Genomic DNA, 21,401 nt, shown 5'->3' on the forward strand with positions numbered 1-21,401 from the left:
GAACCTGAGGAGAACCGATCCATGTACGAGCTCGGGCGCAGCAAGCGCGCAAGCCATGCCTACTCGTTCGACGATGTGGCGATCGCACCCACCCGCCGCACGCGCGGCGAGGACGAGGTGGACCTGACGTGGAAGATCGACGCGGTCTCCTTCGACGTGCCCATCGTGGCGGCCCCCATGGACTCGGTGATGTCGCCCACCTCAGCCATCCGGATGGGTGAGCTGGGAGGGCTGGGCGTGCTGAACCTGGAGGGCCTCTGGACCCGCTACGACGATCCCCAGCCCCAGTACGAGCTGATCACGCAGCAGTCGGACCATGTGGTGGCCACCAAGCGACTCCAGGAGATCTACGCCGAGCCGGTGAAGGCCGAACTGATCCGGGACCGCCTGGCTGAGATCCGCGCGGCCGGCGTGCCGGTGGCTGGTTCGCTCTCTCCCGCGCGGACGTTGGAGTTCGCACCGGTGCTGGAGAAGGCGGGCATGGACTTCTTCGTGGTCCGCGGCACCACCGTGTCGGCGGAGCACGTGGGTGGCAGCGACACCCTCAACCTCAAGGACTTCATCTACCGCTTCGACGTGCCGGTGCTGGTCGGCGGGGTGGCCACCTACCGGGCGGCGCTGCATCTCATGCGTTCGGGGGCGGCCGGCGTGCTGGTGGGCTTCGGTGGTGGCGCCACGCACACGACGGCCTCGGTGCTGGGCATCGAGGTGCCGATGGCGTCCGCGGTCGCGGACGTGGCCGAGGCCCGCAGGGACTACCTGGAGGAGTCGGGCGGCCGCTACGTCCACCTCGTCGCCGACGGGGCCGTCGGCCGTTCCGGCGACATCGCCAAGGCCATCGCCTGCGGGGCGGACGCCGTCATGGTGGGGTCCCCGCTCGCTCGCGCCACCGAGGCCCCCGGTCGTGGCTGGCACTGGGGGAGCGAGGCGTGGCACGCGCGGCTCCCGCGCGGCGAGCGCTCGTTCTTCGAGCAGGTCGGCACGCTGGAGGAGGTCGTCCTGGGCCCGTCGAGGGTGCCGGACGGCACGATGAACCTGGCCGGCGGCCTACGCAAGGCGATGGCGCTCACCGGCTACACCGACATCAAGTCCTTCCAGCGGATCGATCTGATCCTCCACTGAGCCCGAGGAGCGCCGATGGACGACGCACTGACAGAGCTGAAGCGCCTGCGCGGCAGCATCGACAACATGGACTCGGCGCTGATCCACCTGCTCGCCGAACGGTTCAAGGTGACCCAGCGCGTCGGTGAGCTGAAGGCGCGCGCCGGATTACCGGCTGCGGATCCGGAGCGCGAGGCCAGGCAGATCACGCGGCTGAGGGCGCTGGCCGTGGACGCGGATCTGGACCCCGAACTGGCGGAGAAGTTCCTCACGTTCATCGTCGCCGAAGTGGTGCGGCACCACGAGAACATCGCCCGGGGGGAGCACTGACACGGCGCGGGTGATCGTCGTCGGTGCTCCCATCAGGATCCCACCCCGACACGCAGGACGACCTCGTCACCGCCATCGACCAGGTCGCGCCATACGGCCGCCGGGATCCGCACGCCGCCCTTCCGGTACCTGCGCGGCACCGGCTCCGTCTCGACCGGTGCGCCGTCAACGAGCACCTCGCCGACGCCGTGCCCTGCGCCCGTGACGTCATACTCCACCCAGAGGCGGTGCCCGCCGAACGGCACCCTCGCCTCGTAGCGCCCCACGGGCAGCACCGGGTCGATCTCCACGCCGTCGCGCCCCATCCGCAACCCGAGGAACCCCTCGGTGACCAGCCGGAGGACGAGCCCCGGCCCGGATGAGTAGACGCGCCAGCCGCCCTCGAAACCGAAGGACGGGTCGGACAGGGCGGCCGCGTTGGCCTCGGCGTCGGACCGGTCCCGGAACACCGCGTCGACGGAGGAGTAGTACGTGTTGGACTGCCGCGGCCGCGCTCCCGGCACCGCCGCGCTCAGCCCGTCGGGGATGATCAGATCGAGCGCCGACCACGCCCGGTCGGCGAGGCCGAGCCGCAGCAGCGCCTCCACCCAGCGGATGTGGGCGTGCATGTACATGAGCCCGATCTCGCGCCCCCAGAACGACGCCGCCTCGGCGCGCAGGAACGTGCGCGTCTCCCCGCCGTGGTAGTCCACCGGCCGGTCGAACAGGTAGATCCCCGTCGGCCCGTCCAGGTGCTCGTCGATGATCCGCAGGTGCTCGCGCACCTCGTCGGGGGTGAGCAGCTCGTCGCCGATCGCGTGGATCATCTGCAGGGACCCGTGGTGCAGCCCGGTGCGCGTATCGCGTGGGTGCACGAGCGGCTCGACGCCCTCCTCGGTGACCACCGCGTACCCGCAGAGTTCGCCGTCGATCAGGAGCGTCTCCCGGATGGCCCGCTCGGTGGCGGCGGCCACCGCGCGCAGGCGGGCGACGAGTTCGCGGTCGTCGCCCTCGATTCCATTGGCGAGCTTCGTGAGTGCCTTGACCTCGAGCTCCGCCGTCCAGGTGGAGACCATCTGCCTCGCCAGCCCGGGGTTCGCGGGCTGGAGGGAGTCGTTCCAGTCACCGTGGCCGTACGCGGGCAGCCGCGGGTCGGCGCTGCGCTCTGCCAGAATGTGTTCGACGGCGCGCCTCACGTGCTCGCGCACCTGACTCGGCGGCCGCAACGCGTCAGGTCCGACCCAGCCGACCGCCTCGTCGAGGATCCCGAGATCGGCGGTCTGCTCGAGGTAGTCGCCGAGCGCCAGCAGTGGCCAGTAGACGACGTCGCCGTGGCTCTCCCGATGGCCGGGGGCTCGGTCGGCGTCGAGGTAGAAGAACCACTGGGGCCAGTCGCCGTCGTCCTGCTGCCCGGCGAACACGGTCAGCAGCACCTCCCGCACGACGTCGAAGCGGTCGGCCGCGACAAGCAGCCCGACGGGGCCCTGGCAGACGTCGCGCGTGCCCCAGGCGCCACCGGTGAACTGCTCCAGCCCGCGGGGCGCCTGGTAGTGGACGAAAGCGTTGTGCATCAGCCACGGCAGGAAGGCGTCGAGGCGCCGGGCGGCGGGGTTCACGCCCACGATCCGCGGCGGCTCCGGTGGTTCGTGCCCGCCGCTCCCGGGCTCGCGGCCGAGCGGGACCGTCAGCTCGAAGCCGGTGGACCCGGCATGTTCGACGGCCGGCCAGTCACCGGGGCGCGCGGCGCCGTCGGCGAACAGCGACGCCGACTCCCCGCCCAGCTCCGCGTCGCCGCTGGCGGAGACCAGCAGGTCGAGCGGGTCGCCGTCGACGTCGACTCTCACCGTCAGCGCCTCCAGGGTGAGCTCCGTCACGACACGGATGGTGCGCCCCTCGATCCGGTACCACCACCTGGCCGACGCCGCGTCGACGGCCCACGCGCTCGGCAGCCCGAGCAGCCGCCACCCCTCGTCGTCCCGGACGAACAGCCGCACGCCGTCGGACTGGAGCAGGCCCAGGTAGCTGCGCCGGATCGACAGCAGGGGCGCGCCCGAGGCGTTTCCGACGGTGAGCTGCGAGGCGAACGAGCCGTTCATCCACACGGTCACCGCGGCGTTCAGGTCCTGCGGCATCGGTCCGGCCGCGGCGCGGATGATGTGCCCGTGGGGGCGGAGCACCGCGATCTCCTTGGCGCGGGCCACGACGTGGGCGCCGTCGGCCGAGCTGTACGACCACACGACGCCACCGTCCCCGCGCTCCACGTTGCCCGCCTCGCCGGCCAGGCGCAGCAGCTCGACCTCGCCGAGCTCCTCGCCGTCGACGATCCTGGCCGGGCTGAACACGGTAGCCACGGCCACCTTCCCGTCACTGGCCTCCGGGGCGTGGTCCGTCCAACCCTCGCCCAGCAGCGGCCGCACCCGCACCGCGTCGGTGTCCGACGAGGCATCCGGATGGTCCGCCAGCACCACGCCGCGGAAACCGACGACGCCCGCCTCGCCGGGCCCGAGCCGCCACATCTCGGTCTGCAGGGCGGCCAGCGTGTGCTCGTGCTGCAACCGCTCGGAGGGGAGGTCCGCGGCGAGGTCGAGCCCCGACCCGGGGATCGCGGGCCGGAGTTGCAGGGCATCGGTGCACCAGCCGACCACCGGACGGGTCGCCCCGAGCGCCAGCCACGGATGCGCGTCGCCGGGCATGTTCTGCCGTACCGCGATGAGGTGACGATCGCCGTCGGCGATGGGCGTGAGGTCCAGGTACTGCGAGACGTAGAACTCGTTGCGCCGCAGCGCCTCCCAGGGTGTGAGGGCGACGTCGACCGTCCAGACCGCGTCGAGCTCGACGGGCGCCTCCCCGAGGTTGACGACGCGCAGCCCCCAGCCGAAGCGCCCACCGCCGGACGGCTGGTCCCACCACAGCTCCCACTCAATGTCGCGGCGCCGTCCCCGCAGCACCACGCCGGCGTCGGTGCGCGCGACGTCGGCGCCGCCTGCCGGCCCCGTGAGCCCCAGCGCCTCGTGGCCCCCGCCGTCACGCCAGCGCAGCCACACCTGGTGCGGCCCCGGTTCGAGCTCCGAGGCGGGGTACTGGATCAGGCTGAGCTCGCCGGCATCGAGCCGGGCCAGCGCGCCGGCCTCGGTGAACTGCGGTCGTATGGTCAGGTCGGGCACGGGGATCACCTCGGGGAATCGGGGTCGGCGGGCACGGCGGCGCGGTGGCCGGCCGGGAAGAGCGGGTCGGGGTCGCCCGCGACATCCGGCATGGAGGCGCGCACCGCGTCCATGGAGCGTGGGAACCCGATCGGGAGCCGGCCCTCCGGAGGCACCTGACCGGTGACGGCGTGCACCCATGCGGCGTCGCTCACGCCGAACGTGACGGTCAGCGCCGAGGCCACGTCCAGCAGCGGAGCGAGCACCGCGGGGCGGTCGGCCTTGACGTCGATGATGAGGGGGCAGGGCAGGCGGGCGAGGCGGTGCTTCAGCCCGGGCGGGAAGTCGAGGCTGCCCTGGTGGAACGAGGCCTCGAGGAAGAGGTCGTCGCGCGGCTCGAACGGGGCGTCGAGGCGGACGAGCGCCACGTCGGCGTCCTCCGGGCGGTCGACGACGATCAGGCCTCCGCTGATCGCCTCGGGATTGATGCCCTCCAGCCAGACGCGGGTGCCGGGGCGCAGGGGGAGGGTGGGCCTTGACGCTGCTTCGTCGTTCCTCAGGGAGCTGGAATCGGTCCTTCGAGAGGGGGCCTCTTCGCTCCTCACGGACCGTGCGGTCAGCACGACGACCGACCGCGCCTGCGTGCGGAACCCGAGCTCCATCGCCTCCGGCGTGCCGACCAGCCGGTCGGCCGCGTCCTCGTCGACGTACGGGTCGTCGAACAGTCCCAGCTGGAACTTCACGCGGAGCAGCCGCCGGGCTGACTCCTCCAGCCGGGAACGCGAGACGCGTCCCTCCTCGACGAGCGCGACCAGCAGGTCGACGCACTCCTCGCCGCCGAACTGGTCGATGCCCGCGTCGAGGAGCTTGACCATGCGCTGCTCGGGGTTCAGGTGCTCCACGCCCCAGGCGCGTGCGGGCAGCACCTGGTCGCCGACGAGGTTGTCGTTGACGAGCTCCCAGTCGCTCAGGATCACGCCCTGATAGCCGAGGCGCTCGCGCAGCAGGCCGGTGAGGATCTGCTTGTTGTAGCCGAAGCCCACCTCGGCGATCGGCCCCGTCCCGAGGTCGAGTCCCACGGGGCGCCCGTAGTACGGCATGATCGCCGCGGTCCGCGCCGCGATGGCGGCCCTGAAGGGCCGCAGGTGATCGTCGAACCGCCCGCCGGGGTACACCTGGTCGCGGCCGTAGGGGAAGTGGGCGTCCTCGCCGTCGGCCTGCGGCCCGGCGCCGGGGAAATGCTTGGTGGTGGCGCTCACCGACCCGGGCCCGAGCTCGTCGCCCTGCAGCCCGGCGACGGCGGCCTCGGTGAGGCGCGCGACGAGCGCGTGGTCATGCCCGAAGGTTTCCCGCTGGCGCGCCCAGCGGGGCTCGGTGGCGAGATCGGCCGTAGGGTGCAGCGCGGCGCGGATGCCGACGGCGACGTACTCGCGGCGCACGATGTCGGCGAACGTGAGGACCAGGCCGACGTCGCCCAGTGCGGCGAGCCCCATGGGGTCGGGCCACTGGGAGAAGAAGGTCGAGGCCCAGCTCGTGCCCGCGTTCTCGGCGGCACCGTGCCGGGGGTCGGTGGAGATGGTGACAGGGATGGAGTGCGGCGTCTCGCGCGCCAGCTCCTGCAGCCGGTTGGCCCAGGCCGCCGCGTTCCGTGCGCTCGCGAGGGCGTGCACGTTGAGGTGGTTCATCCGCTTCCCGACCACGACGTCCCGGCTCCCGGACTTGGAGATCCGGCCGGGGCCTTCGAGCAGCTGCCCGTCGGTCCCGGCCTCGATCACCGTGTGGAACATGAGCCCGGCCAGTTCCTCCGGCGACAGCCGGGGGAGCAGGTCGTCGACCCTTTCGGTGACGCTCAGCCGCGGGTCCTCGAAGGGGTCGAGGCGGCCGTTGTGGTTGAGGTCACGGAACGTGACGCCGTCGGAGGTGAGGAACTCGGCTCGCGTCATCGTCATTCGCCTGCGTTGAACTCCTCGAGGGCCAGTAGCGGGCGCAGCTGTTGCTCCACCTCGGCGGTGGCGAACCAGCGACGCAACCCGCCGTCGAGCAGCACGTTGCCGAGCGCGCCCATGATCATCGACTGGTCCAGCGACAGGTGGCGCCTCGCCACCTGGCCGCTGCGGACCGCGACGGCGTCGTAGAAACCGCCCGGGCCGTAGGCATCGAAGTCGGCCTGCAGGTTGCGCAGGTTCTGGGCCGCCTCGTCGCGCTCGTACATCATGCCGAGGAACGCGGCGTGCGGGGTGACGACCCCGTCGCCGTAGGTGGTCGGCGGGTTGTCCCAGCGGTAGTCGGTGCGCTCCTGGTCCGAGAAATAGCCCTCGGGGTTCATGCCGAGCGCGTCGACGCCGTACTCGCGGTAGCCGCCGGCCGGGTTCGACGATGGCGAGAAGCCCCAGTAGCCGTACTGGGCGTCGTCGAGGCCGTGTTCACGCTGCGCACGGACGTGCAGCGGGTGGTTGCGGCCCCAACTCCTGGGGCCCCACTCCGCCTCGGGGACGAAGATGTCCGGCATGAGCTCCTCGAACATCGAGCCCCCCCAGCCGGGCACCACCCGGAAGCCGCGATAGGTGTAGGCGCCCTCGTAGACGGGGAACCCCAGGTACTCGCGCCACTCCCCGACGGGCGGCATCTCCGGCCAGTCCCAGTCCGGGGGGAACGTCCGGAACGTGCCGAAGTACGCCACCGGCGGGATCTGGCCGCGGAAGATGCCCAGGTAGTTGACCATCCGCGCCTCGGACACCGCGGTGTCGTAGTGGTGCTGGACGTGGTACCAGAGGTCCGGGCCCTCGCCGATCGTCGGGGGCAGCAGGGCGGTGCCGGGCCGCTCGGGGTTCTCGATCCAGAAGCCGCCGTAGTTGGCGCCGGCCGGGGCCCGGAAGTCCTTGTCGTAGAAGATGTCCCAACGCATGGCGTTGAACAGCTCGAGCGCGACCTTCCGGTTGGACGGGTCGGCCTGGGCGACGACGTAGAGCGCGGCCCCCAGCCAGCCCATGTCCACGCTCGACACGAACGGCACCACGCGGTTGCCGTCCTCCGGCCAGACGCGCAGCACATCGCCGTTGGCCTCGTCGTACCAGTTGAAGTACATGCCGCTGGCGTCGTGGCGCTCCATGCGCTGCAGGGTGCGCAGGGTGCGGCTGATGATGGTGCGGGCCTCGCCGGGATTGATGATGCGCAGGTCGCGAGCGACGATCGTGCTCCACAGCAGGCCGCCGATGTTGGTCGGCGACGTGTAGCCGCTGCGATTGGCGAGGTCGCCGTCGATGTTGTCGGCCACGAGGCCCGTGTCGGGGTCGGTCATGGCGACGAGCGAGTGCCAGGTGTCGCGCGCCCAGGTGAGCAGGGTCCCGTCATGGTCGACGGGGCGGCCGAGGCCGGGATTGGCGAAGGCCTGGGATCCGACCGCCGCGAGGGCGCCGGCGCCGGCGGCGGTGCCGAGCAGAGTTCGTCGTTTCAGGTTGGTCATTTCAGTATTGCTCCTGTCGGAGTGTGGTGGGTCACTTGATTCCGGTGGTGGCGATGCCCTCGATGATGAATCGCTGGAAGAACAGGAAGACCAGCAGGATGGGCAGGACGACGACGCTTGCGCCGGCAAGTAGAAGCCCGTAGTCGGTCTGGTTCTGGCCGGTGGAGACCAGCGCGAGGGCGACGGGCAGCGTGTAGGTCTCTTCTGTCGAGGCGACCACGAGCGGCCAGAGGAAGTTGTTCCACGAGGCGAGGAACGTGAGGATCCCGAGCGTCGCCAGGGCAGGCCCGGCGAGGGGCAGGAACAGGCGGAAGAAGATCCCGAGCTCGCTGGCGCCGTCGAGGCGCCCGGCCTCGAGAATGTCCTTGGGCATGCCCAGGAAGAACTGCCGCATCAGGAACACCCCGAACGGGCCGACCAGGAACGGCAGGAACAGCGCGGGGATGGTGTTGCCCAGGCCCATGTTCACCACGAGCACGAACTGCGGGATGAAGGTGACGAGGCCGGGGATCATCAGCGTCCCGAGCACGGCGGCGAAGATGATCCGTTTGCCCGGGAAGTTCAGGTGCGCGAGCGCGTAGCCGAGCATCGAGCAGAAGATGATGTTGGATCCGGTGACCACGACGGCGACCACCGTGGAGTTGAAGAAGTAGCGGCCGAACGACAACCGGTCGAACAGACGCTCGAAGTTGTTGAGCGTCGGGGCGTCCGGCAGGAAGTTCGGGGGCACGCGCAGCAGTTCGCCCTGCGTCTTCAGGCTGCCGAGGATCATCCAGATGAACGGCATGATGACGATGACGAGCAGGATGCCCAGGATGATGTAGAGCACCCACATCGAGCGTGATCTGGTCATCACTTCTCCCTTGTCACTCGGAATTGGATGAGTGTGACGATGACGATCACGACGAACGTCAGGTACGCCATCGCGCCGGCGACGCCGTAGTTGCCGAACCCGAACTGCATGTAGGTGTACATCGACGCGGAGATCGTGCTGTTGAGCGGGCCTCCGTCGGTCATCACGAACGGCTCCTCGAAGAACTGCAGGTAGCCGATCGTGGTGGTGACCATGACGAACAGCAGGGTCGGGCGGAGGATCGGCAGCGTGATGAACCAGAACCGCTGCCAGGAGTTGGCGCCGTCGATGGCGGCGGCCTCGTGCAGGCTCCACGGCACGGCCTGCAGACCGGCGAGGAAGATGATCATGGCCGTGCCGAAGTTGCGCCAGGTGGCCATGATGATGAGCGACAGCAGCGAGGTGCGGGTGTCGCCCAGCCAGTTGGGGCCGTCGATCCCCACCCACCCGAGCACCGTGTTGACCAGCCCGCTGTCGGGCTGGAGCAGGAACCGCCACACGACGGCGACGGCGACGATGCTCGTGATCACGGGCGTGTAGAAGCCGACCCGGAAGAGACCGCGGAACTTCGTGATGCCCTTGTCCAGGGCCACCGCGAGCGCCAGGGCGACGCCGATGGTGAGCGGGACGCCGACGATGACGAAGACCGCCGTGTTCAGGACCGCCTTCTGGTAGACGGCGTCGCCCAGCGCGCGGGCGTAGTTCTCGAAGCCGACGAAGTTCACCGCGAACGGCGTCCTGATGTCGTTGATCCGGGTGTCGGTGAAGCTCATGAACATCGACTGCAGCACCGGCCACGCCGTGAACACCGAGAACAGGAGGACGAACGGCAGGGCGAGGATCATGCCGGCCCGGGCCTCGCTCGCGCTCCGTCGGGAGCGCTTGCGAGGCTTCAGGTCCGGGCTGGCGGCCACGGTGGACATGGTCAGCCCATACCGATGGAGGTGGCCTCCTGCTGCACCGCGGCCAGGGCTTCGGCTGGATCGGTACCGGTCTTGGTCACCTGCTCCACCTGCGCGTCGAACGAGTCCGCGATCTGCTCCCACGTCTGGATCGACGGCGGGGCGTAGGCGGTCTCGAGCTGCGTGCCGAACTTGGCGAGCTGCTCGTCCGCGGACAGTTCGTCGGAGTCCCATGCGGACTGCACCGACGGGAGGTCGGTGCTGAGCTTGAACCACTCCACCTGCGTCTGCTCCTGGGTCAGGAAGTCGACGAACTTCCACGCCGCGTCGCGGTTGTCCGTGTTCTTGAACACGGCGAGGTTGGAGCCGCCGATGAACGAGGCGCTCATCTCGGCCTCGGGCATCGTCATGACGTCGTACTTGTCGGCGAAGCCCTCGCCGCCGACGTCCTCCACGGCCGCCATCATCCAGGGCCCGGAAATGAACATCGGGACGGCGCCGGAGACGAAGTCGGACTCGGTGGTGCCCTCGGTGGGGGCATCGTTGGCGATGCCGTCGGTGAAGAAGGACTGGTAGTACGCCAGCGCCTCGGCGTTCTCCTCGGTGTCGAAGGTGAACTCGGTGCCGTCCTCGTTGGTGATCTGGCCGCCGTTGGACCAGATCAGGGGCAGTACGGTCTGCCAGGAGCCGGTGCCGCCGGGCTGCAGCGCGATGCCCCAGGTGGCGCCCGCGTCCTGCATCTTCTTCGCCATGTCCTTCAGGCCCTCCCAGTCGGTGGGGGGCTCGGTGATGCCGGCGGCCTCGGCGAGGTCGGTGCGGTAGTAGACGAGGCGGGTCTCGACGTACCACGGGACGGCGTAGGAGACGTCGTCGACGACGGTGGTCTCCTGCGCGCCCTCGAAGAACTTGCTGGCGTCGATGAGGTCAGGCGTGGGGTCGAGCGCGTCGAGGCCGACGAACTCGCCCATCCAGGTGGTGCCGACCTGCGCCACGTCGGGCGCGGTGCCGGCGGCGATGGAGGCGGTGAACTTGTCGTGGGCGGAGTCCCAGGGCACCGGCGTGACCCGGATGTCGACGTCGGGGTTCTCCTGCTTGAACATCTCCACCAGCTGTGGGAGCTTCTCGCCCTCCGCGCCCATGGCCCAGACGTCGAGGCTGCCCGTCGCGGCTCCTTCCGAAACCTCGGGGGCTTCCTCGCTGTCGACGGGGGTGCCGGTGTCGGCGTCGCGTCCACAGGCGCTCAGGCCGGCCACGGCCAGCAGCGCGGTGAGTGTCAGTGCGACACTGCTTCTGATCTTCATGGTCGTTCTCGTTTCCTCTAGTGGATGGGCAGGGGATTGCGCTTGGAGCAGCCACACGACGTGCGGTGCACCAGGGACGTGGGAAGGGCGGTGAGGTCCGGCACCGGTGTTCCCGACAGCAACTTCGTGAGGTGCTCGGCGGCGGTGGCGCCGAGTTCGGCGACGGGCTGGCGGACGGTGGTCAGCCCGGGGCGCAGGTAGCGGGAGACGCGGATGTCGTCCCAGCCGATCACGGAGACCGATCCGGGCACGTCGATGCCGCGCTCCTGCAGTTCGTACACCAGGGCGACGGCGATCTCGTCGTTGCCGCAGACGAGTGCGTCGTACGGCATGCCTGATGCGCTGAGCTCCTGGGCGAGCCGGTGGCCCGACTCCTCGTCGAGCTCGGTCTCGATGGCCGGGGGCACGGGGAGACCCGCTTCGGTGAGGGCCCGGGCGAAGCCGCGGTAGCGGGCAGCGATGTCGGAGCCGTGATCGATGGGCCCGATGAACGCGAAGCGCGTGCGTCCGAGCTCGACGAGGTGGCGGGTGAGCGCGGCCGCCGAGCCCTCGGACTCGGCGTAGATGGCCGGCAGGCCCAGGAGCTGGGTGCGTGCGACGGTGACCGTCGGCTTCCGCTTCGCGACCTCGGCGACGAGGTCGTCGGTGGCGGCGCTGCGGGCCATGAACGCCAGGCCGTCCACCTGCGCCGCGAGCCGGCGCACGGCCGGGCGCTGGTTCGCATCCGGGCCGACGAGGAGCAGGACCGCGGAGCAATCCAACTCGCTGGCGCGCCGCTCGAAGCCTACGGCCAGCTCGGCATAGTAGGTGCCTTTGACGTGGGGGAGGACCATGCCCAGTGAGCGCACCGACGTGCCCGCGAGGCTCTGCGCCGCGGCGCTCGGAAGGTAGTCCAACGACTCCGCCGCCTCCCGGACGCGCACCCGGGTGAGTTCCGAGATGCGGGGGTCGTCGCGGAGGGCGCGCGACACCGTCGAGATGGAGACGCCCGCCTCCTTGGCGACCTCATAGATCGTTGGCACCCGTCCTCCTCGTCGTATGCGCAAGCGCTTGCACAAACGACGTTACGCCTCGGTCAGGGTCATGCGCAAGCGCTTTACCAAACTGTTGTGAAAGGGGACGGTACCGAGAGGGGCCGCGGGCGTCGTCACCCGGGCCTGATGCTCAGCCCCGCACCTCGTCGCGCCAGGAGTGCCGCGGGGTGAACCCCATCTGGTCCTTGGCGGCGCGGTTGCTCAGCAGCGTGCCGTACTCGGAGACCGACTCCGGGACCTCCATCCCCGGATGGATCTGCTCCAGCGCCTCACGCGTGGGAACGTCCAGGATGGTGTCGTCCGCCGCGATGACGAACGCGTGTGCGCCCGACAGGCTGGCATGCAGGGCGTCCTCGCAGGACTGCGCCACGTCGCGCGCATCGATGTAGCCGAACAGGTTCCATCGCCGGGCCTCGGGGTCCTTGGCGAAGGCCGGCTGCTGCCGGTAGTCCTCGACGGTGAAGATGTTGGACAACCGCAGGCCGATGAACGGGATGCCGGCCCACCGCGACACCTGCTCGGCCATGGTCTCCGTCATCACCTTCGACAGCGAATAGGTGGAGTTGGGCAGCGGGTAGTGGTCCTCGTCGACGGGCACGTAGTTGACCTCGTCGAACGGGAGCCCCAGCGTGGTCTCGCTGGAGGCGTAGACGACGCGCTTGAGTCCGAGCTTCCACGCGGCGATGAACACGTTGTTGTTCATCAGCGTGTTGGCGTTGAGAGTGTGCGAATCGGTGTGGATCCAGTCTGCCGGGATGTTGGCGAGGTGGATCACGGCGTCCGCCCCCGCGAGCACGTCCATGGCCTCGCCGAACTGCGTGAGGTCCGCGCGGTAGAACTTCCCGGTGTACCACTCGGGCCGGGCGGCGACGTCGGTGCCGACGATCTCGTGGTTGGTGGCGACGAAGTGGCGGAGGGTGGCCTGGCCGGCTTTGCCCGAGGCCCCGGTGATGACGATACGCATGACCATCAGTCTAGGACGGCCGATGCCGCAGGGGGCGCCCCGTGGAGGGTGCCCCCTGCGGCATCGTCAGGTCACTTCTCCAGCAGGCCCTCGAACAGGACGGTGGACAGGTAGCGCTCGCCGAACGACGGGATGATCACCACGATCGTCTTGCCGGCGCTCTCCGGCCTCGCCGCGACCTCGATGGCCGCGGACAGCGCGGCGCCGGACGACAGGCCCACGAGGAGGCCCTCCTCCTGGGCGGCGCGGCGCGCGAACTCGACGGCCTGGTCGATGTTGCGGGGGAGCACCTCGTCGATGACGGAGCGGTCCAGGATCTCGGGCACGAAGTTGGCGCCGATGCCCTGGATCTTGTGCGGGCCGGGCTGGCCACCCGACAGGATGGGTGACTCCTGCGGCTCCACGGCCACGATCTTCACCTCGGGCTTGCGCTCCTTGAGCACCTGGCCGACGCCGGTGATGGTGCCTCCGGTGCCGACGCCCGCCACCACGATGTCGACGGTGCCGTCGGTGTCGTTCCAGATCTCCTCGGCGGTGGTGGTGCGGTGGATCTCGACGTTGGCGGGGTTCGCGAACTGACGCGCGAGCACCCCGCCACGCTCCGCCGCGATCTCCTCAGCCTTCTCGACGGCGCCGCGCATGCCCTGCGGGCCGGGGGTCAGCACCAGCTCGGCGCCGTAGGCCCTGAGCAGCGCGCGGCGTTCGAGGGACATCGTCTCCGGCATGGTCAACACCACCTTGTAGCCGCGGGCCGCGCCCACCATCGCCAGCGCGATGCCGGTGTTGCCCGAGGTGCCCTCGACGATGGTGCCGCCGGGCTGCAGCTGGCCGGAGGCCTCGGCCGCGTCGATGATGGAGACGCCGATGCGGTCCTTGACCGAGTTGGCCGGGTTGTAGAACTCCAGCTTGGCCAGGACGGTCGCGTTGTCGCCGGCGATGCGGTTGAGCTTCACGAGGGGCGTGCGCCCGATGAGGGCCGTCACGTCAGGGTAAATGTTCATGTCGTCGCCAACCTGTCCCCGGTCCGGGTTATTCCCGGGACGGCGAAACTGATCGGCGGCGACGAGGCAATAGACTCGGGCGCATGACTGCCCAGCACGAGAAGGTTCTCGTCGTCGACTTCGGTGCCCAGTACGCGCAGCTCATTGCGCGCCGCGTCCGCGAAGCCTCCGTCTACTCCGAGATCGTCAGCTCCGCGCTCGACGCCGACGCCATCCTGGCCCGGCGCCCCGCCGCGATCATCCTGTCCGGCGGCCCGTCGTCGGTCTACGAGGAGGGCGCGCCGCAGCTCGACGCCCGGCTCCTCGAGGCCGGCATCCCGGTGCTGGGAATCTGTTACGGGTTCCAGGTGATGGCGCAGGCGCTCGGCGGCACCGTCGCCAAGACGGGGCAGCGCGAGTACGGCCGCACGTCGCTGTCGATCCACGACGGCGGCTGCCTCCTCGGAAGCCTGCCGAACACGCTCAACGTGTGGATGAGTCACGGGGACTCGGTCAGCCGCGCGCCCAAGGGCTTCCGGGTCCTCGCCCGCACCGCGGGCGCGCCGGTCGCGGCGTTCGAGGATCTCACCCGCAAGCTGGCCGGCGTGCAGTGGCACCCCGAGGTCATGCATTCGCAGTGGGGCCAGCAGGTGCTGGAGCACTTCCTGTTCAACATCGCCGGCCTCACCCCGGACTGGACCGCCGAGAACATGGTGACCGAGGCCATCGACGCCGTCCGCGCCACGGTGGGGGACCGGCACGTCCTGTGCGCCCTGTCCGGGGGCGTGGACTCGGCTGTCGCGGCGGCGTTGGTCCAACAGGCCATCGGCTCACAGCTCACGTGCGTCTTCGTCGATCACGGGCTGCTGCGTGAGGGGGAGGCCACGCAGGTCAAGGAGGACTTCGTCGCGGCCACGGGTGTGGACCTCGTGGTGGCCGACGAGCGGGAGCGGTTCCTCGGCGCGCTCGCCGGCGTGACGGATCCGGAGGAGAAGCGCAAGATCATCGGTCGCGAGTTCATCCGCACCTTCGAGGCGACGGCACGGGAACTGGCCGGTGAGCGGGGGATCGACTTCCTCGTCCAGGGCACCCTGTACCCGGACGTGGTGGAGTCCGGTGGCGGCGAGGGCACCGCCAACATCAAGAGCCACCACAATGTCGGGGGTCTGCCCGACGACCTGCAGTTCACCCTGATCGAGCCGCTGCGCCAGATGTTCAAGGACGAGGTGCGCGCCGTGGGTGCGCAGCTCGGCCTTCCGGATGAGATGGTGTGGCGGCACCCGTTCCCGGGTCCCGGCCTGGCCATCCGCATCATCGGCGAGGTGACGGAGGAGCGGCTCACCATCCTCCGCCAGGCAGACGCGATCGCCCGCCACGAGCTGGCGGTGGCGAAGCTCGAGCGGGCGATCTGGCAGTTCCCGGTGGTCCTTCTGGCGGACGTCCGGTCCGTGGGTGTGCAGGGGGACGGCCGCACGTACGGCCATCCCATCGTCCTGCGCCCCGTGGTCTCAGACGACGCCATGACGGCGGACTGGGCACGGCTCCCCTATGAGGTGCTGGAGAAGATCTCCTCCCGGATCACCAACGAGTGCGCGCACATCAACCGCGTGGTGGTGGACATCACGAGCAAGCCGCCGGGCACCATCGAGTGGGAGTGAGCCACGCGGCTCAGATGTCGTACGGCGGCTGCTGAGGGTCGTTGGCCTTGCGGCTGTCCACCCAGGCGCGCGCCTTGTCGAAGCCCTCTTCGGCCAGCGAGCCACCCTCGTCGCGCGGCATGACGGCCCACAGGACGAGGTAGGCCAGGATGCCGCTGCCGCCGAAGACGGCGATGAGGACGAAGGCGATCCGGACGATGGTCACGTCAAGGTTGAGGTAGCGCGCGATGCCGGCGCAGACGCCGCCGATCATGGCGCCGGTACTGGGACGGGTGAGCTTCATGGAAGTTCCTTTCGGGAATTCGTGCGGCCGCGGGAGGAGAGGAGACCGATCGCGCCTGCGGCCACGAGGATGACGGCGAGGATCGGTTGGACAAAGGGCGCCGAGAGGCTCGGCGAGACGATCAGCACGACCCCGAAGCCGACGGCGGCGAGGCCGACGGCCAGGGCGGCCAGATCGAGCGGTGGACGGTTCATCGTGTCTCCTCCAGTGTGACGCGGGAGAGCAGGGCGTCAATGGTGACCGTGAGCTCCAGGGGTTCCGCGCCGGTGCCGTAGACGTTGACGTCACTGAGTAACTCCCCGGAGGTCACCGACAGCGGGCTCCCTGGCAGGAGCACCGTCAGGTCAGAGGCCGCCACCTCGATCCTGATGTGCTCCACACCGGACAGGTCGCTGTCGCGCAGGTCCACCACTCGCTCCTCGCCGATGGCTTCGATGACCATCACTGCCGAGTCGACGGGGGGGACGGCGGTGGGGGCGGCCGCACGCGGTGCGAGCCAACCGGCGGCCACCATCGCGACCACGAGCACCGCCAGTAGCGGGCGCGGCACCCTCCGCCGCCGGGTGGCCACGGCGTGCACGACCACCAGTGCGCCGGCCGCCGCGAGGGCGAGGCCCAGCGCCAGACGGGGGCTACCGAGGAGGACTGCCACGAGGGCACCGGTGGCGATCAGCACCGTGAGGATCCCGGCGCCGGCAAGCCACGCGGGCCTGGCGCGCGGCCCTGGGGCGTGCGCCGCCACGGGGGCGGGGGCATAGAGATCGACGACGGGAAGGAGTTCGGGTCCACGGCCCGCGCCGGCCGCAGCCTGCATCGTCGAACGCCAGTGGGCCACGAGGTCCTCGTCGGATGCGGCGACGGTCCCCTCCTGGCGTCGATCCGACGGCGTGGGCGGGGCCCAGCCGCCGCCGAGCCGGCCGCGCCGAGCCAGGACGAACAGGGCCATCAGGACCACGCCAGGACCCCAGGGCAGTGGCGTCACCTGGCTGATCAGGCTGACCGCGGCCAGCGAGGTGAGGATCACGACGGCCTTCTGGGCCATCGGGCTCCATCGGCCGAACGCGGGAAGCATGGAGTCGATGGGCCGGACTCCGGAGGATCCGCGTGAGAGGACAGTGCCCCACGCGTACAGCGCCACACCGAGGCCGCCGCTCAGCGCGAGCAGCGCGATGGCCACCCTGACCAGCACCACGTCGACGCCCATCCTGGCCGCGACCGCGCGGCAGAGGCCGGACCCGCCGCCGGCCTCCTGGCGCTGCAGCGCGCCGAGGCTCGGATCGAGCCAGCCGAGATCAAGTTCCGTGGACATGCCCCCAGTCTCCCGTGACCGCGGCCCGTCGGATATCGGGTGACCCCCTGAGGGACACCTGAGTTGTGGCTGCGGCAACCCTGGAAAGCATCCCTGGCGCTGGCCTGGTCCGCGCCCGCGTGTCAGGCTGGGGGACATGACAGAGCTGCCGGTCCCGATCGCGCCCGCGCGCGCGCCGCTGCGGCGGCAGGCCGAGGGCAAGGTCATCGCCGGCGTGGCCACCGGCCTGGCGGCCCACCTGGGCGTCAAGGTGTCGCATGTGCGGCTGGGCTTCCTCGTGATGGCGTTGTTCTCCGGCGCCGGGGTGCTCGCCTACGGGGCACTGTGGGTGCTGATGCCCCGGGGCGCGGCCGACGCGGAGCCGACGGGGCTGGCCGCAGCCAGCCGCAGCGGCATGCGCCCACAGCGGGCCGAGGACCTCGCGGCCGCGGACTCGGGCGTCCTCATCGCCGGCGGAATGCTCGTGGTGGGGCTGCTGTGGCTCTTCGTCTCCGGGGGAGTCATCCCCACGGGGCTGTTCTGGCCCATGGTGGTCGGTGGCGTCGGGGTCATCGTGATCTGGCTACAGGTGGATGAGAGGGTGGCGCCGCGGGAGCGGGGCGGGCGAATGGGCCTCTGGACCCGCGTCACGCGCGGAGGTGGGGCCATGAGCGTGGTCAGGCTCGTGGGCGGCCTGGCGCTGGTGGGGGCCGGCACGAGTTGGATCCTCGCCACACAGGTCGGGCTGTCCCAGCTCCCCGGCGTTCTGGGCGCCTCCGGCGTGCTGCTGGCTGGGCTGCTCGTGGTGGCGGCGCCGTGGCTGTATCAGCAGCGCAACCGCCTCCGCCAGGCGGACGCGGAGCGTCTGCGCGCGGAGGCGCGCGCGGACATGGCGGCCCACCTGCACGATTCGGTCCTCCAGACGTTGGCCCTCATCCAGCGGCAGGCCGACGACGCCGCCACTGTGGCTGGTCTGGCCCGGCGGCAGGAGCGGGAGCTGCGCACGTGGCTGTACGGGGAGTCGACGAGGGCCTCGTCGCTGCGGTCGGCCCTGCGGGACCTGGTGGCCGAGGTGGAGGCGGACTTCGCCGTCGACGTGGAACTCGTGTGTGTGGGCGACGCCGAGGTCGACGACCGCGTGGAGGCGCTGATCCTCGCAGTCGGGGAGGCGGTGACCAATGCCGCCAAGCATTCCGGCGCGCCGCGGGTGGACGTCTACGCCGAGGTGGACGCGGGAGGCGTCGAGGTGTTCGTCCGTGACCGCGGCATGGGATTCGACGTCGGTGCGGTTCCTGAGGACCGGAGGGGCGTGCGAGAATCGATCCGGGCCCGCATGGAGCGCTACGGGGGTAGCGCCACCGTCCGTTCCGGGCCGGGGCAGGGCACAGAGGTGAAGATGGAGATCGGGGTATGAGCCAGGACCGCGCAGGTCTCCTGCGGGTGGTGATCGTCGACGACCACGCCATGTTCCGCGCAGGGGTGCGCCACGAGATCGGCCAGCACTGCGAGGTGGTGGGTGAGGGTGAGGACGTGGGCACGGCTGTCGCGGCCATCGTGGGGACGGAGCCGGATGTGGTGCTCCTCGACGTGCACCTTCCCGGTGGCGGCGGCGCCGAGGTGATCAGGCAGGTGCTTCCGCTGAAGCCTCAGGTCAAGTTCCTGGCGCTGTCGGTCTCGGACGCCGCGCAGGACGTCATAGGCGTGATCCGGGCCGGGGCCAGGGGCTATGTGACCAAGTCCATCTCCTCGGACGAACTCCTCGAGGGGATGGCGCGGGTCGCGGCCGGGGATGCCGTGTTCTCGCCGCGGCTCGCCGGATTCGTGCTGGATGCCTTTTCAGGAGCGGTCGATGTGTCCAGCATCGACGAGGAGCTCGACAGGCTGAGCCTCAGGGAACGCGAGGTGATGAAGCTGATCGCCCGTGGCTACTCCTACAAGGAGGTGGCCCGGGAGCTGTTCATCTCGATCAAGACGGTTGAGACGCACGTGTCGTCCGTGTTGCGCAAACTGCAATTGTCCAATCGGCATCAATTGACTAAATGGGCCACCGATCGTCATCTGATCTGAGAGTGGGAAAACGAAAGGGCGGTACCGGAACTCCGGTACCGCCCTTTCGGACAGTGCGTTTCGTGCTACGAGGCTCAGACCTTGTTCTTGGTGACGAAACCGTAGATGACGAGAATGAGGAGCGCGCCCAGGACGGAGAAGATCAGGCCCGACACGGAGAAGATCTCCGAGTACGAGACGTTGAAGATCAGGCCTCCGAGGAAACCGCCCAGGAGGGCGCCGGCGATGCCGAGCAGGATGGTGACGACCCACCCTCCGCCCTGGCGTCCAGGCAGGATCGCCTTAGCGATGGCCCCGCCGATAAGACCGATGACGATGTATGCGATGATTGTTCCCATATGTCCAGCATGCCCTATGTAGGGGGCTATGGACAACCCGGCACGCCGTGTCGTGCGCGCAGTGCGCCATTTTCGGCTGACCCTGGGAGTGGCGCTAGCCTCACCACATGGACATTCTTCGAGATCTGCTGCTCCTCCTACACTTCGTCGGATTCGCCGCATTGTTCGGCGGTGCATTCGTGCAGATCAAGGGCCCCGGCCGCTCGGTGAACGCGGCCATGGTGCACGGCGTGCTCACCCAACTGGTCACCGGGCTGCTGCTCGTCGGGATAGCGGAGATGGGTGACGCTGACGTCAACCAGGTGAAGGTGGGCATCAAGCTGGCCGTCGTCGTGGTCATCGCGGCGCTCGTGTTCGTGAACCGCCGGAAGCGGGCCCTGTCCGACGCCCAGTTCTGGGGCATCTTCGGGCTCACGTTCGTCAACGCGGCCGTCGCGGTATTCGTCTGATCAGAACAGCGGACGCCACGGGCTGAGGAACAGTTCCGTGGCCTTCGCGACGAGGGACCGCTCGCTCCAGCGCTGTTCGCTCACCTCGATGCAGTTGGACTCGTCGGTGAGGAACACCTCCTCCATGTAGGCGGCCACCGCCTCGTCGGTGATCTCCACGTTGACCTCGTAGTTGCCCAACAGGCTGAGCCGGTCGAGGTTCGCGGTGCCGATCGTCGACCACTGGCCGTCGATGGTGGCGGTCTTGGAGTGCACCATGGCGCCCTGGTACAGGAACAGGCGGATCCCCGAGTGCAACAGTTCTGTGTAGAAGCCTCGGGACAACCAGTCCGCCACCACGTGGTTGGAGCGTGCCGGCACGATGATGCGCACGTCCACCCCGCGCCGCACCGCGTCGCGCAGCGCGCCCACCAGGTCGTCGTCGGGGATGAGGTAGGCGTGGGTCAGCCAGATGTGATGGCTCGCACGGTCGATCGCCTCGAGATACATGTTGCGGATCGGGTAGACCTGGATGCGTGGGGTGTTGCGGTGCACGCGGAAGGTTGGCTCCCACTCCCGCTGGGGGTTGTCCTCGATCCGGTCGCGCACCTTGCTGGGGTGCATGTTCCAGAAGTCGATGAACGCGTTCTCCAACTCGGCCACCCCCTCGCCGACGACCCGCGCGTGGGTGTCGCGCCAACCCGTCGCGTACAGGGAGCCGATGTTGTAGCCCCCGATGAAGCCGACCCTGCCGTCGACGGTGAGCAGCTTGCGGTGGTCGCGGCCCCAGCTCCGCGGCGACCACGGCTGGGGGAACGCCGGATGCGGCATCGTGTTGACAGTGTCCGGGATCGCCCGGTAGAAGCTGCGCGGCACGACGAGGTTCGCGAACTCGTCCCAGACCGCGTGCACTCGCACACCACGACGGGCCGCCCGCGCGAGCGCATCGCGGAAGCGCACGCCCTCGGCATCGCCCTTCCAGATGAACGTCTCGAAGTAGATGTGATCCTCGGCCACGTCGATGGCCTCGATCATCGCGTCGTAGACGTGTTCGCCGTAGGTGTAGACCGTGATCTCGTCGCCGTCGACGTGGATGGGCTCGGGCTTCGTGATGGGGAACTTACGCAGCCTGCGCTTCTTCTTCCGCAGTGATTCCACGAGGGTCAGGGCCACCATGGAGAGGATCTGGAGCAGCAGCACGGCCGTGGTGAGGCGGCCGAGGATGGCCCGGCCCCGTGCGAAAGAGTCACGCATGCGCGTCAGCATATCGGCGTGGGGTGGCCGCAGTG

At 69.7% G+C, this 21,401-nt stretch carries 20 protein-coding genes; 6 read left to right on the forward strand and 14 right to left on the reverse strand.

From position 1 onward, the window contains the following. Window positions 1–21: 21 nt before the first annotated feature. Both ACX1D0_RS01260 and ACX1D0_RS01265 read left to right on the forward strand, forming a co-directional pair. On the forward strand, window positions 22–1,122 hold the full coding sequence (locus ACX1D0_RS01260) for a GuaB3 family IMP dehydrogenase-related protein (protein WP_459019101.1): 1,101 nt from the start codon (window positions 22–24) through the stop codon (window positions 1,120–1,122). Window positions 1,123–1,137: 15 nt separating this feature from the next. After that, complete coding sequence (locus ACX1D0_RS01265; RefSeq protein ID WP_459019102.1) at window positions 1,138–1,431, forward strand: chorismate mutase; 294 nt, start codon at window positions 1,138–1,140, stop codon at window positions 1,429–1,431. 32 nt (window positions 1,432–1,463) lie between these two features. Here ACX1D0_RS01265 and ACX1D0_RS01270 read toward each other — a convergent pair whose 3' ends face one another. The 9 genes from ACX1D0_RS01270 to cysK all read right to left on the reverse strand — a co-directional run bounded on the left by ACX1D0_RS01270 (window position 1,464) and on the right by cysK (window position 14,071). Next, window positions 1,464–4,574, reverse strand: a complete 3,111-nt coding sequence (locus tag ACX1D0_RS01270) for a hypothetical protein (RefSeq protein WP_459019103.1) — start codon at window positions 4,572–4,574, stop codon at window positions 1,464–1,466. Between the two features lie 5 nt (window positions 4,575–4,579). Then, window positions 4,580–6,496 carry a glycoside hydrolase family 3 protein gene (locus ACX1D0_RS01275; RefSeq protein ID WP_459019104.1) on the reverse strand — a complete coding sequence of 639 codons (1,917 nt, stop codon included), beginning with the start codon at window positions 6,494–6,496 and terminating at the stop codon, window positions 4,580–4,582. A gap of 2 nt (window positions 6,497–6,498) precedes the next feature. Then, the gene (locus ACX1D0_RS01280; protein WP_459019105.1) at window positions 6,499–8,016 is read right to left on the reverse strand and encodes a glucoamylase family protein; all 1,518 of its coding nucleotides are present in this window, start codon (window positions 8,014–8,016) and stop codon (window positions 6,499–6,501) included. A gap of 31 nt (window positions 8,017–8,047) precedes the next feature. Continuing rightward, complete coding sequence (locus tag ACX1D0_RS01285) at window positions 8,048–8,869, reverse strand: carbohydrate ABC transporter permease (protein ID WP_459019106.1); 822 nt, start codon at window positions 8,867–8,869, stop codon at window positions 8,048–8,050. Beyond that, complete coding sequence (locus ACX1D0_RS01290) at window positions 8,869–9,792, reverse strand: carbohydrate ABC transporter permease (RefSeq protein ID WP_459019107.1); 924 nt, start codon at window positions 9,790–9,792, stop codon at window positions 8,869–8,871. The genes ACX1D0_RS01285 and ACX1D0_RS01290 overlap by 1 nt, the downstream gene beginning before the upstream one ends. 2 nt (window positions 9,793–9,794) lie before the next feature. Next, window positions 9,795–11,072, reverse strand: a complete 1,278-nt coding sequence (locus tag ACX1D0_RS01295; protein ID WP_459019108.1) for a sugar ABC transporter substrate-binding protein — start codon at window positions 11,070–11,072, stop codon at window positions 9,795–9,797. A 17-nt stretch (window positions 11,073–11,089) separates the two neighbouring features. Further along, complete coding sequence (locus ACX1D0_RS01300) at window positions 11,090–12,094, reverse strand: LacI family DNA-binding transcriptional regulator (RefSeq protein WP_459019109.1); 1,005 nt, start codon at window positions 12,092–12,094, stop codon at window positions 11,090–11,092. A 142-nt stretch (window positions 12,095–12,236) separates the two neighbouring features. Beyond that, a complete protein-coding gene (locus tag ACX1D0_RS01305) occupies window positions 12,237–13,070 on the reverse strand; it encodes an NAD-dependent epimerase/dehydratase family protein (protein ID WP_459019110.1) in 834 nt (277 codons plus the stop codon). Between the two features lie 71 nt (window positions 13,071–13,141). Then, window positions 13,142–14,071: a cysteine synthase A gene (gene cysK / locus ACX1D0_RS01310; RefSeq protein ID WP_459019111.1), complete on the reverse strand. Its 930-nt coding sequence runs from the start codon at window positions 14,069–14,071 to the stop codon at window positions 13,142–13,144. Window positions 14,072–14,154: 83 nt separating this feature from the next. Here cysK and guaA point away from each other — a divergent pair, with 83 nt between their 5' ends. Then, the gene (gene guaA, locus ACX1D0_RS01315; RefSeq protein WP_459019112.1) at window positions 14,155–15,708 is read left to right on the forward strand and encodes a glutamine-hydrolyzing GMP synthase; all 1,554 of its coding nucleotides are present in this window, start codon (window positions 14,155–14,157) and stop codon (window positions 15,706–15,708) included. Between the two features lie 10 nt (window positions 15,709–15,718). Here the strand turns inward: guaA and ACX1D0_RS01320 are convergent, their stop codons facing one another. Genes ACX1D0_RS01320 through ACX1D0_RS01330 form a run of 3 tightly spaced genes read right to left on the reverse strand, consistent with a single transcriptional unit; the run spans window position 15,719 to window position 17,300 of the window. Further along, entirely contained in the window at window positions 15,719–15,991 is a 273-nt protein-coding gene (locus ACX1D0_RS01320; RefSeq protein WP_459019113.1) for a PspC domain-containing protein, read from the reverse strand. After that, window positions 15,988–16,185, reverse strand: coding sequence for a hypothetical protein (locus ACX1D0_RS01325; RefSeq protein WP_459019114.1), 198 nt, complete (start codon window positions 16,183–16,185; stop codon window positions 15,988–15,990). Before ACX1D0_RS01325 ends, ACX1D0_RS01320 begins: the two co-directional genes overlap by 4 nt. Then, window positions 16,182–17,300 (reverse strand): PspC domain-containing protein, encoded by a 1,119-nt coding sequence (locus tag ACX1D0_RS01330; protein ID WP_459019115.1) that lies wholly within the window; start codon window positions 17,298–17,300, stop codon window positions 16,182–16,184. Before ACX1D0_RS01330 ends, ACX1D0_RS01325 begins: the two co-directional genes overlap by 4 nt. Window positions 17,301–17,436: 136 nt before the next feature. On the opposite strand from ACX1D0_RS01330, the gene ACX1D0_RS01335 reads away from it, so the two are divergent. Both ACX1D0_RS01335 and ACX1D0_RS01340 read left to right on the forward strand, forming a co-directional pair. Further along, complete coding sequence (locus tag ACX1D0_RS01335; RefSeq protein WP_459019116.1) at window positions 17,437–18,693, forward strand: ATP-binding protein; 1,257 nt, start codon at window positions 17,437–17,439, stop codon at window positions 18,691–18,693. Next, the gene (locus tag ACX1D0_RS01340) at window positions 18,690–19,346 is read left to right on the forward strand and encodes a response regulator (RefSeq protein WP_459019117.1); all 657 of its coding nucleotides are present in this window, start codon (window positions 18,690–18,692) and stop codon (window positions 19,344–19,346) included. Before ACX1D0_RS01335 ends, ACX1D0_RS01340 begins: the two co-directional genes overlap by 4 nt. Before the next feature lie 74 nt (window positions 19,347–19,420). Here the strand turns inward: ACX1D0_RS01340 and ACX1D0_RS01345 are convergent, their stop codons facing one another. Then, a complete protein-coding gene (locus ACX1D0_RS01345; RefSeq protein ID WP_459019118.1) occupies window positions 19,421–19,684 on the reverse strand; it encodes a GlsB/YeaQ/YmgE family stress response membrane protein in 264 nt (87 codons plus the stop codon). Between the two features lie 107 nt (window positions 19,685–19,791). On the opposite strand from ACX1D0_RS01345, the gene ACX1D0_RS01350 reads away from it, so the two are divergent. Continuing rightward, a complete protein-coding gene (locus ACX1D0_RS01350) occupies window positions 19,792–20,133 on the forward strand; it encodes a hypothetical protein (protein ID WP_459019119.1) in 342 nt (113 codons plus the stop codon). On the opposite strand, the gene ACX1D0_RS01355 is transcribed toward ACX1D0_RS01350, so the two are convergent. After that, entirely contained in the window at window positions 20,134–21,366 is a 1,233-nt protein-coding gene (locus ACX1D0_RS01355) for a phospholipase D-like domain-containing protein (protein ID WP_459019120.1), read from the reverse strand. Window positions 21,367–21,401: the final 35 nt, after the last annotated feature.

It is taken from the genome of Tessaracoccus pujii, assembly GCF_054483895.1.

Excerpts from the sequence above, each read along its gene's own strand:
- ACX1D0_RS01260 (WP_459019101.1), top strand. The coding sequence starts at position 22 with ATGTACGAGCTCGGGCGCAGCAAGCGCGCAAGCCATGCCTACTCGTTC.
- ACX1D0_RS01265 (WP_459019102.1), top strand. The coding sequence starts at position 1,138 with ATGGACGACGCACTGACAGAGCTGAAGCGCCTGCGCGGCAGCATCGAC.
- ACX1D0_RS01275 (WP_459019104.1), bottom strand. The coding sequence starts at position 6,496 with ATGACGCGAGCCGAGTTCCTCACCTCCGACGGCGTCACGTTCCGTGAC.
- ACX1D0_RS01280 (WP_459019105.1), bottom strand. The coding sequence starts at position 8,016 with ATGACCAACCTGAAACGACGAACTCTGCTCGGCACCGCCGCCGGCGCC.
- ACX1D0_RS01285 (WP_459019106.1), bottom strand. The coding sequence starts at position 8,869 with ATGACCAGATCACGCTCGATGTGGGTGCTCTACATCATCCTGGGCATC.
- ACX1D0_RS01290 (WP_459019107.1), bottom strand. The coding sequence starts at position 9,792 with ATGTCCACCGTGGCCGCCAGCCCGGACCTGAAGCCTCGCAAGCGCTCC.
- ACX1D0_RS01295 (WP_459019108.1), bottom strand. The coding sequence starts at position 11,072 with ATGAAGATCAGAAGCAGTGTCGCACTGACACTCACCGCGCTGCTGGCC.
- ACX1D0_RS01305 (WP_459019110.1), bottom strand. The coding sequence starts at position 13,070 with ATGCGTATCGTCATCACCGGGGCCTCGGGCAAAGCCGGCCAGGCCACC.
- cysK (WP_459019111.1), bottom strand. The coding sequence starts at position 14,071 with ATGAACATTTACCCTGACGTGACGGCCCTCATCGGGCGCACGCCCCTC.
- guaA (WP_459019112.1), top strand. The coding sequence starts at position 14,155 with ATGACTGCCCAGCACGAGAAGGTTCTCGTCGTCGACTTCGGTGCCCAG.
- ACX1D0_RS01320 (WP_459019113.1), bottom strand. The coding sequence starts at position 15,991 with ATGAAGCTCACCCGTCCCAGTACCGGCGCCATGATCGGCGGCGTCTGC.
- ACX1D0_RS01325 (WP_459019114.1), bottom strand. The coding sequence starts at position 16,185 with ATGAACCGTCCACCGCTCGATCTGGCCGCCCTGGCCGTCGGCCTCGCC.
- ACX1D0_RS01330 (WP_459019115.1), bottom strand. The coding sequence starts at position 17,300 with ATGTCCACGGAACTTGATCTCGGCTGGCTCGATCCGAGCCTCGGCGCG.
- ACX1D0_RS01335 (WP_459019116.1), top strand. The coding sequence starts at position 17,437 with ATGACAGAGCTGCCGGTCCCGATCGCGCCCGCGCGCGCGCCGCTGCGG.
- ACX1D0_RS01340 (WP_459019117.1), top strand. The coding sequence starts at position 18,690 with ATGAGCCAGGACCGCGCAGGTCTCCTGCGGGTGGTGATCGTCGACGAC.
- ACX1D0_RS01345 (WP_459019118.1), bottom strand. The coding sequence starts at position 19,684 with ATGGGAACAATCATCGCATACATCGTCATCGGTCTTATCGGCGGGGCC.
- ACX1D0_RS01350 (WP_459019119.1), top strand. The coding sequence starts at position 19,792 with ATGGACATTCTTCGAGATCTGCTGCTCCTCCTACACTTCGTCGGATTC.
- ACX1D0_RS01355 (WP_459019120.1), bottom strand. The coding sequence starts at position 21,366 with ATGCGTGACTCTTTCGCACGGGGCCGGGCCATCCTCGGCCGCCTCACC.